Annotated in this window: 8 protein-coding genes and 2 pseudogenes; 4 read left to right on the top strand and 6 right to left on the bottom strand. The window is 61.7% G+C overall.

What is annotated here, in order from left to right; translation table 11 throughout:
* The first annotated feature begins 829 nt into the window (after positions 1 to 829).
* Together ASG92_RS23150 and ASG92_RS23145 are read left to right on the top strand one after the other, a co-directional pair.
* Positions 830 to 1861 carry an NADPH:quinone reductase gene (locus ASG92_RS23150; RefSeq protein WP_056634064.1) on the top strand — a complete coding sequence of 344 codons (1032 nt, stop codon included), beginning with the start codon at positions 830 to 832 and terminating at the stop codon, positions 1859 to 1861.
* Between the two features lie 319 nt (positions 1862 to 2180).
* Positions 2181 to 2959 (top strand): annotated as a pseudogene (locus tag ASG92_RS23145) (type 1 glutamine amidotransferase domain-containing protein).
* A gap of 402 nt (positions 2960 to 3361) precedes the next feature.
* Here ASG92_RS23145 and ASG92_RS23140 read toward each other — a convergent pair.
* Positions 3362 to 3910, bottom strand: a complete 549-nt coding sequence (locus ASG92_RS23140; protein ID WP_056634062.1) for a TOPRIM nucleotidyl transferase/hydrolase domain-containing protein — start codon at positions 3908 to 3910, stop codon at positions 3362 to 3364.
* Between the two features lie 797 nt (positions 3911 to 4707).
* On the opposite strand from ASG92_RS23140, the gene ASG92_RS23135 reads away from it, so the two are divergent.
* The gene (locus ASG92_RS23135) at positions 4708 to 4977 is read left to right on the top strand and encodes a hypothetical protein (protein ID WP_056634057.1); all 270 of its coding nucleotides are present in this window, start codon (positions 4708 to 4710) and stop codon (positions 4975 to 4977) included.
* 15 nt (positions 4978 to 4992) lie between these two features.
* Here the strand turns inward: ASG92_RS23135 and ASG92_RS23130 are convergent, their stop codons facing one another.
* The 4 genes and pseudogenes from ASG92_RS23130 to ASG92_RS23115 form a co-directional block, all read right to left on the bottom strand.
* Positions 4993 to 5745, bottom strand: coding sequence for a DUF429 domain-containing protein (locus ASG92_RS23130; RefSeq protein ID WP_056634051.1), 753 nt, complete (start codon positions 5743 to 5745; stop codon positions 4993 to 4995).
* A gap of 79 nt (positions 5746 to 5824) precedes the next feature.
* A pseudogene (locus ASG92_RS28670) lies at positions 5825 to 5968 on the bottom strand (IS110 family transposase); the annotation flags it as partial.
* 70 nt (positions 5969 to 6038) lie between these two features.
* A complete protein-coding gene (locus ASG92_RS23120; RefSeq protein ID WP_157372436.1) occupies positions 6039 to 6578 on the bottom strand; it encodes a DUF6036 family nucleotidyltransferase in 540 nt (179 codons plus the stop codon).
* A gap of 5 nt (positions 6579 to 6583) precedes the next feature.
* The gene (locus ASG92_RS23115; protein WP_056634042.1) at positions 6584 to 7195 is read right to left on the bottom strand and encodes a helix-turn-helix transcriptional regulator; all 612 of its coding nucleotides are present in this window, start codon (positions 7193 to 7195) and stop codon (positions 6584 to 6586) included.
* A gap of 958 nt (positions 7196 to 8153) precedes the next feature.
* Here ASG92_RS23115 and ASG92_RS23110 point away from each other — a divergent pair.
* Entirely contained in the window at positions 8154 to 8507 is a 354-nt protein-coding gene (locus ASG92_RS23110; RefSeq protein ID WP_157372434.1) for a hypothetical protein, read from the top strand.
* A 156-nt stretch (positions 8508 to 8663) separates the two neighbouring features.
* Here ASG92_RS23110 and ASG92_RS28665 read toward each other — a convergent pair whose 3' ends face one another.
* Positions 8664 to 8858: a hypothetical protein gene (locus tag ASG92_RS28665; protein ID WP_056634037.1), complete on the bottom strand. Its 195-nt coding sequence runs from the start codon at positions 8856 to 8858 to the stop codon at positions 8664 to 8666.
* Positions 8859 to 9662: the final 804 nt, after the last annotated feature.

The raw sequence follows: 9662 nt of genomic DNA, 5'->3' as shown, positions 1-9662 counted from the left end.
GCAGCTGTGTTGCCGTGGACAGATCAATGTAAAGACAAACCCAAAGGGGGCGTCAGCAACACTTAGAGCCACACCGCAACACAGCCAATTCCATCATTACTGTCCACACTTTCGGCGTCGGACTGGGTCGTACGTCGGCCGGACTAGCTCGGATTGCGTATGTTTTCGGGAGTTCCCAGTGTTTGCGGGGGCTGGAATGCGGTTCGAGTCCCACCTCGGGCACAGCATGACCCCTCGTCAGAGGGGTCTTTTGCTTTAACATGTGGACATTGACCCTGATTGGGTCCCTCTGCTTGTTGCGGGTGGTGCCTGGCCGCCGCGGTGGCCTGTTCGGTTGTGTGGGTGGCGGGTTCAGGGCTCTGGCTGGTGGGCCCTCCGCCTGCTGGGATGTGGGGTTACCCGGACCTCCTCTCTGGCAGCTTGTGTTGTGTTGGCTGTGGTTGGTCTTGTACCTATTCATGTCGTGGGGTCCTACTGACGACATGACCCACGTGGATTTCTTTTGAATTTTTTCTGCGGATTCCTTCTTTACGGGGAGTCTGGGCGGTTGGTGCCGCTTTGTCCGGCCAAGAGGGGTGTGCACATCGTCCACACCGGAGTGAGTGTGCTGCCGTTGATCCTTTGTGGCTCCCTCCTTGCATACTTCTGCGGGCATCGGATACCGGTTCATGCCTTAGAGACACGCGAGCACGGATGCGCGGATCAGCATCTCAAATCCTCTGGAATCGGCGCCGGAGATGGTGGGTTCTACGGCAAGGAGGGCCCGTTGCCCGCATCTGGTCCGGCACCCGGCGGGAATTTTCGGTCGGGGCCGGCGTTAGCTCTGAGTATGAAAGCAATCGTGTACCGTGCCACCGGCGATCCGGCTGTTCTCGAGCTCGTCGACCGCGAGATCCGCGACCCGGGGCGCGGGGAGGCGCGGGTGCGGATCATGGTCTCCGCGGTGAACCCCACCGACTGGAAGTCGCGCCGCGGCGCCAAACCGGGCGAGCCCTTGCCCTTCGCGGAGGTCGTGCCGAACCAAGACGGCGCCGGAGTAGTGGACGCCGTCGGACCCGGCGTCGAGCATCTCCACGTCGGCGACAGGGTCTGGCTGGCCTTGGCCGCCTACCAGCGCGCCGACGGCGGGACAGCGCAGGAGTTCGCCGTCCTGCCGGCCGAGCGGGTCTTTCCGCTGCCGGAGAACGCCGGGTTCGACCTCGGCGCAAGCCTGGGCGTTCCCGCGATCACCGCCCACCGGGCCCTGACCATCGCCGAGGACGGCCCGCGGCGGCTGCACCCGGGAACCTTGGACGGCAAAGTAGTTCTCGTCGCTGGAGGGGCCGGCGCCGTAGGCCATGCGGCGATCCAACTCGCCAAGTGGGCCGGCGCCGTTGTGATCACGACCGTGAGCGGACCGGCGAAGGCTGCGCTGGTCACGGCCGCCGGCGCCGATCACGTCATCAATTACCGGGAAACCCACGCAGCCGCGGAGATCCGCCGGATCGCTCCCAACGGCATCGACCAGATCGTGGAGGTGGCACCCGCGCCGAACGCGGAACTCGACCTGGCAGTGATCCGCAACCGCGGCTCCGTCGCGGTCTACGCCAACAACGGCGGCGATAAGGTGAGCCTGGACGTGCGCAGGCATTTCAGCCTCAACGTCCGCTACCAGTTCGTGCTGCTCTACACCGTTGGCATGGCGGCGGTGCAAGCCGCCGCCGAGGACATCAATGCGGCCATCGCCGACGGCGCCCTTCCGGTGGGAGAGGCCGCAGGCCTGCCGCTGCATCGCTTTGACCTGGCTGACACGGCTGCGGCCCACGCGGCGGTGGAAGAGAGCATCGTCGGCAAGGTGCTGATCGATGTGTCAGCGGGCTAGGCGATAACGCTTCGGGAGCCTCGCAGGGGTCATCACGCGGTGCAGCCGCTGGACCGAGCGGGCCGAGCAGTCCGGACCGCGCACCGTGCTGGATCAATACGGCGGTACTTTTGGGCCAACTTAGCGGACGGTCAGATATCGCGGCTTCGCCCCGTCGATCATCAACGACAGAGAGGGGCAACCGTGCCGGGACCAACAGGCCAGCACACCCCAATTTTGCACCAGAACCACAACCAGAACCAAGGTCCAGAAAACAGTAACGAGGGAGGGCCCGAATTGGGCTGGGCGTAGGGTGGAAGTTAGACGAAAGAAACACGTCATGAAGAAAATCCTCATGGTACTGACCAGCGTTTCCGAGATCGGCGATACCGGAGAGAAGACCGGCTACAACGTGGCCGAAGCTGCACATCCCTGGAGGGTCTTCAAGGATTCGGGGCATTTCGTCGACTTCGCGTCCATCCAGGGCGGCCAGCCCCCGCGCGACGAGGTGGACTCAGAAGATCCCATCCAGGTCGCCTTCGCGGAGGACGAGACCACGCGTGCCGGTCTCTACAACACTGCCCGCGTCGACGTCGTTGATCCCGACCAGTACGACGCCGTCTTCCTCGTGGGCGGCCACGGCACCATGTGGGACTTCCCGGACAGCGAAGGCTTGCAGAATCTGGTGGCCAGCGTCTACAGTGCCGGCGGCTTGGTTGGCGCGGTCTGCCACGGACCGGCCGGCCTGCTGAACGTGGAATTGGAGAACGGGCTTCGCCTCGTCGAGGGCCGGAAGGTGGCCGCCTTCACCAACGACGAGGAGGTTGCCGCGGGGAAGGACAAGGTCATCCCGTTCTTTTTGGCAGACCGACTTGAGGAACAGGGCGCCACCCACGTCTCCGCTGATGTCTTCGAGGAGAAGGTCGTGGTTGACGACAGGCTGGTGACCGGCCAGAACCCGGCCTCAGCCGCCGGCGTCGCCAAGGAGATGGAGAAGCTCTTCGCAGAGGTCATCACCAGGAAAAAGCCGAGGAACAGCACGATACGGAGGCTCTGCGCGCCGAGAAGGACGCCGAGAAGAACGCCAAGAAGGCTGCTGCGGCAGGCACCGAGCACTAACGCAGTCGTTGAGTAAATTCTCATGTACTCCTTACTCAGTGCTCGTCATTCTCGGACCGCACTGCCTCCTCCTGTAAGGAGCCATGCACACCGGCACACAAGCTGCCGTACGCAGGACCATCAGGAACCAGCGATTTTGACGGTCTGACTACCGGAATGTCCGAGCTCGTCGCGTCCTAGAAGCTATTGGAGGAGTGCGTCGAGGCCCGCGACGACGATCGTGGTTTCCGCATGGAAGATCCGCTGGATCTGGTCAGATACAAGGCAGACAGGGCAGCGCGAGCCTATTGCCGCCATCAGACTGGCACGATACGGAGGCCAGGACTGGAAAAAGATAGGTGCGACTCGGCATGACGTGGTTGGACGCTATGAAGGCATTCGACCATTTTTTGGACAGCAGGATCAGAGTGTGAATGATGCAACGAGGCGAGCGAGCGGCGGAGGCGCATGTCCGGCCGGCAATGCGTCGACTAGCAGTGGCGCATACCGGACCTTGTTACCGCTGCGTCCTCCAAAGAACCGGCGCAACTGCGCCGTTATTGGCCGCTCTCGCAGTGACGGCTGGCGTTGGAGGAGCCGGAACGACGCGAGCTCGCCTTGAGCCGCGATGACTTTGAGCACGGCATCGATCCCAAGGCAGCGGATGAGTTCGTCCTCTAGATCGGCGTGACAGACGTGGAACCCAAGCTCGGCCAGCGAACCGGACCCGATACCTGCCCGGCCGAGCGCGCGGGCGATGCCACGAGATTCCCCTGCATCACACAGGCCGAACAACCGGTGGCCTGCGCCATTCGGGCCGTAGCGGTCGAGGAAGTGGACGATGCTGGTCGCGCCTCCCATCGATACGACCGACACCCGCAAGGCTGTCAGGTCGTGGCCAAGGCGAAAGGCCAGCGTCTCGACCGCCAGCCGGTCACTCTCGCCCTCGACCAACACCGTCGTCGCCTGCATAGAACTAGTATGTCGGACGCCCTTGCCCCGGCGGCTCTCGCGTCGTCGAGCGGTGCCGTTCGGGCCCCATCGCGCACGCGACACCTCAGGCGATCGTCCACAGAAGTCCTGCTCAGGGGAATGCACGTAAGACCAGTACAGTGAACGGGCCTATAGCGCTGTCCTTGCGCAGATTAGAAGATGCGGCTACGACGGCGTGTGAATGGGCGTGTGTACAGTGTGCACGCTTTTGGCTTCGGACCGGGTCGTACACGAGCTGGACAGGGCCGGATTCCGTATGTTTCCTCGGGAGTCCGGTGTTTCCAAGCCTTGGAATCCCGTTCGAGTCCCACCTCGGGCGCGTGTTTTCCCTGTTCAGGGGCTTGTTGGCCTCTGTGTGTGCACAAATTCTGTTGTGTGTGGCCCTTCGGGGGCCTTTCTTATTGGTGGCCGTTGCTGTGGCGGGCTGCCTCCTTTCCTTATGGTCGACCGTTTCTCCTCTGGTACCTGTTCATGGACACCCTTGGCTTGGGCAACATGACCTGAGAACAATCGGGGTGAATTTCTTTTCAGCCCGTTGTTGGTTGTTCACCCGGTTCCTCCTCCTCGGCTCTTGGTGGCTGTTCTGCTTCTTCATGGTGGGTGACTTGTGCCCAACCGCTGAGCAAAGCTCCACATCGGGTACCGTGCGATTCACAAGATTCACCGACTTTCACAGGAGTGTGGGTGATGGCCGGTCGGCGCCGAAACGAACGGGTCGTCATCGAAGCGGCACTTTTCACGACGTCCGGACGGGACCAGGATTTCCTGCTGGGTCGATGGCAGAAGCCGCGGGAGCGTCCTCCACCACCGACAGCGGCAGACGCACCGGAATGTGGCCGAATGCCGTCGGCAACTACCGGACGCGCCTGATGGACGCCGGTCTCATCGAACCAGCCGGATACGGCCTGGTGGACTTCGCCCTTCCCGGGCTGCGCGAGTACATGGCATCGCACCCGCCCAGGCCTTATGAACAGGCGTCCACTCTGATGGACACCGGTACTGCAAGTGTGAGCATTTTTCGGGCAGTGGTTCAAGGCCCGTTATAGGCAGCCGGGTCGGCCCTATTTGTTCAGCTTAGTGAGCGAACCGGTTGGCAGGTGGATCCAGCCCTCCTCACGCGCTGCAAGGCTCTGATCCGGGCCAGGAAGCAGGGTAGCCTGGCGGGCGGCCGCGCGGGCTGTCAGGGATGCGATGACCGAATCGAGCAGATCATCCGAGGCGATCAGCTGGTCCCTGTAGGCGTCAAGGTCCAGCCAAGGTGCCGCGGCGGTGAGCTGGCCCAGAATGTCATCGCGGACTTCGGACTCCGGCGTCCCACGGCCCTTGTACCTGCGGGCCGAGATGCCCCATATCTTCAAGGAAGCAGCAGGGTAGACCTCGACAAGACGGTCCGTACCGTCCCTGGGTTGAACGCCCCAGAGACGCGCGATTTTGGCCTGAATGACTGCGCAACGCATGGCCGGATGCGCCAACCGATCCGCCGACACGCTCAACGGAATCAGGCCCGTTGTGTGGGTGACGAACCGGTCGGTAGCCCGGTAGGCAAGCTCACGACGTCCGTCCAACCCGTCATGACGAAGCACCGCATCCGGATCTTCGCGGGAATGACCGAGCAGGAATGACAGGAAGGGCTGGGGCCAGCCAAGAGGGCAGTCGATACCGGTGACGTCTGATGCTCCGAAAAGCTCGACGACGGTTTCGTCCCTGACGCCGAGAGACAGGTGGACAAGCCGCGCCTGCCCGTCGCGCCACTCAATGACCGCAGCAGCCGTTCTCTTCGGATCCGCAGCCAGGTCAACCCCAAGAGTCTTCACACTGTCACTCTAACCAGAACAGAAACCCCAAAAACCGCCCTTCTGCGTGCCAACCCAATGACACACTCCTATGCTTTGATCAAGCGGCTTGGACGAGCATGTCCTCGTAGAAGGTGCCGTGTCTGAGCATGGAGTAGATGACGACGCAGCGGCGGCGGGCAAGGCAGATGACGGCGGCGTTGTGTTTCCTTCCCTGTGATCGTTTCTTTTGTTGGTAGGCCTTCGGGATGTGCCCCATGGAAAATTGTTCCATCCGCTTGTGCAGGCCAATTCGCCGTTGGCGTAAGGATCCTTCAGATGATGGTGTCGAGCGCTTCTTGGGCAACAAGCAGGAGGTCTTCCTGATTGCTCAGCTGCATAGAATCTTCCCCATAGAGTTCGAGGGCGATCTCCACGGCCTCTTGGGCTGACTGGATGCCCAGTACATTGCAAAGCACGGCGATATCGTAAATGTCGCGGTCCCGTCCGGCCGCCATCTTCATTGCCAGTAAGAATCTAGGCGATGCCACCCGAAGCGTCAGATTGTCTGCCACCGGGACAGTTGCTGCCTCGGCATCGGTCGCATTCGGCACCCAGGCCTTGGCCGAACTGTTCAGCCATTTAGGGTCCAGACCCATGTCTTTTGCCATGGCGCGCGCAACTTCATTGACGGTCTGTTCTGGCTGGTAAACGGCGTCGATATCGGTGGTAGACCGGCGGGAACTGTACTCGACCGCGATGGCAGCCCCACCGACCAGATAGATGTCGGCCGCCACATCGAGAGTTTGGAGCCGTCGAGCCAGCTCACGGAGGAGGTCTTTGACCTCCTCCGGACCATAGAACGTCGTGCCCACAGGATTCACACGGAGGCCAAATTCCGGGCGTCAAAAATGATGTTGGCTTCGGCAAACTCAAGCGGGGTATTCGCTGTCATCCGCTGCTTCCAAGCCTGCGAAACATGACTGCGCGGTGTGGCATACCACTTGCTGGATAGAGGCTGGATAAGGGTCCAGGTTGGCGCCTTCATCCCGTGCTGTCTGCACTTATAAGCAAGCGTCCGCGCTATCAGAGCATCCCATCGCTTCCGGCCCGTGGATGAGGGCTTCTCAAGGAACTTGCGGCGATCGGCGGGACCAAGACCATCGAAATAGTCGGCCGCCATCGCGAGAACCCGCATCGCAAAATCTGCATCCCCGTTGCGAAGCTCCCTTTTGATCTCTATCGCTGTTTTCTCGGCCGTCCAGCGTAGCGGGGGAGCCGGGGTCGGACCACTGAGGGACAGGCCAGTTCCCATCTGGGAGAGAACCTTCAGGGCAGTTGCAATCGACACGTTCCGCCCCTGCTCTAGATCGATAATCGTAGAACGGCTGACACCCGCTTTTTGGGCAAGGCTTTCTTGCGAAAGATGCCTTCTGGTCCTGTGCTGCTTCACCAGCTTGCCCAGTTCACCGGCATCGTGGATGCTTTTCATTTCAAGTCCACCTCCATGTCGGATATATCAATCATAGTGTCAAAGCGAGATAGGTGTGAAGCCGTCGTGCCCATCCGACAAATTCGCTGAGATCGTCCACCTTCGGAGTCGATTGAGTTGACGGGCGCCCAGCCAAGCGTCTGGCGTAACGAGGAGTCTTTCGAACGCGAAAGGAAGCGTCCCCGGCGTTGCGAGAGCTTGATCAGTGTGGCACTGACAGCGAGGGGCCTGCGGTTTCATCCAGCCTGGATCGACGTTTTGCATTGCTGCAACATCATCTATCTGCAGTTCCGGCATTCCGGCTGGACTTTGATGGTCCTGAAGCTGTGGATCAACGCCATTGGCAACCGTGAGCGCGGGTTCCTGATGCCGAACCCGCCGTCGTCCTGCTGCGCCTCGGGGCGCAGTTTGGCCTGCTCCACGAGTTCGGTGATCCATGGCCGCGGCCGCAGTGGAGCACCAGGCCCTCCGGCACGTCGTGGACGGACAGGGTGGAGCCGGAGATGTCCATGGTTCTCCGGCCGCTGCCCATCGGCGCGTTGCAGATGTGCAGGAGCCGTGGGAGCGGCTTGTCACCGCTGCCAACGCCGCCTCACGAAGCAGCGTAGAAACCGGGTCCCACACCCGACTAACGGCGCGACCAGGAACCCAGGACTGGAACCCACCGGCAACGCCGGATCAAGCGCTTCCAGGAACTCACCTCACCGGCATCGACCTCACCCTTCCCACTCAGGCTGCCCGCACCGTTGCGGCGGGGGACTGACGGCTGTGGGGCCGCCACTCTCCGGTCGATGTGACGCCGGGCGGGGTTACCCCTTGACCGTCAGACGCAACGGTGCCGTAATGAAAATTGTCCAGGGTACGACGTTTGCAGGGCTGGCGGCGCGGAGGTGAAAGCTACCGCGTTCCTGGCAAGGCTGGCGAAGGAATGCCATGCAGGCGAGTGGAGGAGACGATTGTGGACGTACTGGAGTCCGTGTCGAAGGGAATGCGGGTTGTTGATGTGTCGGGGAAGGATATAGGTACCGTCGAGCAAATCGTTCCGCCCAACGAGAAAGCAGAGGTGTTCGAAGAAGCTGTCGCCGCCTCCCAGCAAGACTTGATCACCCTCGGACTGAATTCCCTCTTCGGAAGGGAACCAAAAGTACCTGAGTTGATGGCGCGGCGGTTGTTCCACACGGGATACATCAAGATCGACGCCCGCGGTTTCTGGGGCAGTGACTCCTATGCGGCTGCCGATGCAATCACCCGGGTTGAAGGAGGAAAGGTGTACCTGAACCTGACCCGGCACGAGCTTGCCGCCCAGGTATGACGCAAGGGACCTCGTCTTCGTAAGTTGCCTCAAGCGTGAAGGCCTGCTGGGTCCGTGAAACCCGCATTAGATTAATCCCCGGCTCTGAACTCGTGGTATCACTCCGCGCGAATCGTCCCTTGGCTGGCCTGCCGAGGCTGAGGTGGTCATGATGGACTACCTGGTGAAGCTCAGCACCGATGCAGCCGCCATGACTGACAACGATGCGCAGCAACTGCGCGACGTCGGCTTCAGCGACGGCGAGATCGCCGACATCACACTGGCTGCCGCCGCACGGAACTTCTTCAGCAGGGCGTTGCTGGCGATGGTGTTGACCTGGACGTCCCCGAAGGCATCAGCGACGAGCTGCATAACGCTCTACTGGCTCCGCTGTTCCGAGTTCAAGTGCCCGGGAAGGGCGGCGCGTCCGGTGGCTCTGCAGGCGTTTGAATTTGGGGATCGCACCGTCCGTCGTGGACGTCGCCCCACGGGTGGTCCGACGGTTGAGGGCTCAATTCGGCGACCTCTTCAGCCGCTTTCGGTTGATTCTGGAACGCCGATAATGGACCTTTGTCGCCAGAGCCGCATCCCTTCGAAGTAGGGTGCGCGCTCTGTTGTAGTGCCTTGGCACAGTGGAATAGGGAGTGTCCACACTTTGGGCTTCGGACTGGGCCGTACCGGTGCCGGATCGGGTCGGTTTCGGATTGCCGATGTTTTCGGGGGTTCCCGGTGTCTGCAGGGCCTGGAATACGGTTCGGGTCCCATCTCGGGCACAGTGTTTCCGCAGGTCAGGGGCCCTTTGGTCTCTAAGTGTGCACGATCGTTGACGAATTGGTCCCTTGGGGGCCTGTTTTGTTGGCTGCCGTGCTGTGGCGGGGTGGCTCCTTCCTAGAGCTCTGGACGTCCGTGATTCACTGCTTCATGAGTCGCGCAGGGCCTGGGCAACATGATCTGATTCGCCCGGTGCATGACATAGCGCCTGGCTGGATTAAGGGATTCAGTCCGTCGTGTGAGTGTCAGTGGTGTGTAATCGCGGAGCTTCGCATTCCGCTGTAGGCGGCCACGACCCCTACCAGGAAAATGAGGACGGCGAGGTAGATCAGGCCGAGGTGCCCAAGCGTGGCCAGACCCCATGGGTAGTGCGCGGGGAGGGCCACGGCGAGTCCGACGACCGGG

Source organism: Arthrobacter sp. Soil736 (genome assembly GCF_001428005.1).
GTDB lineage: Bacteria > Actinomycetota > Actinomycetes > Actinomycetales > Micrococcaceae > Arthrobacter.
This window is presented reverse-complemented; position numbering and strand designations above follow the sequence as displayed.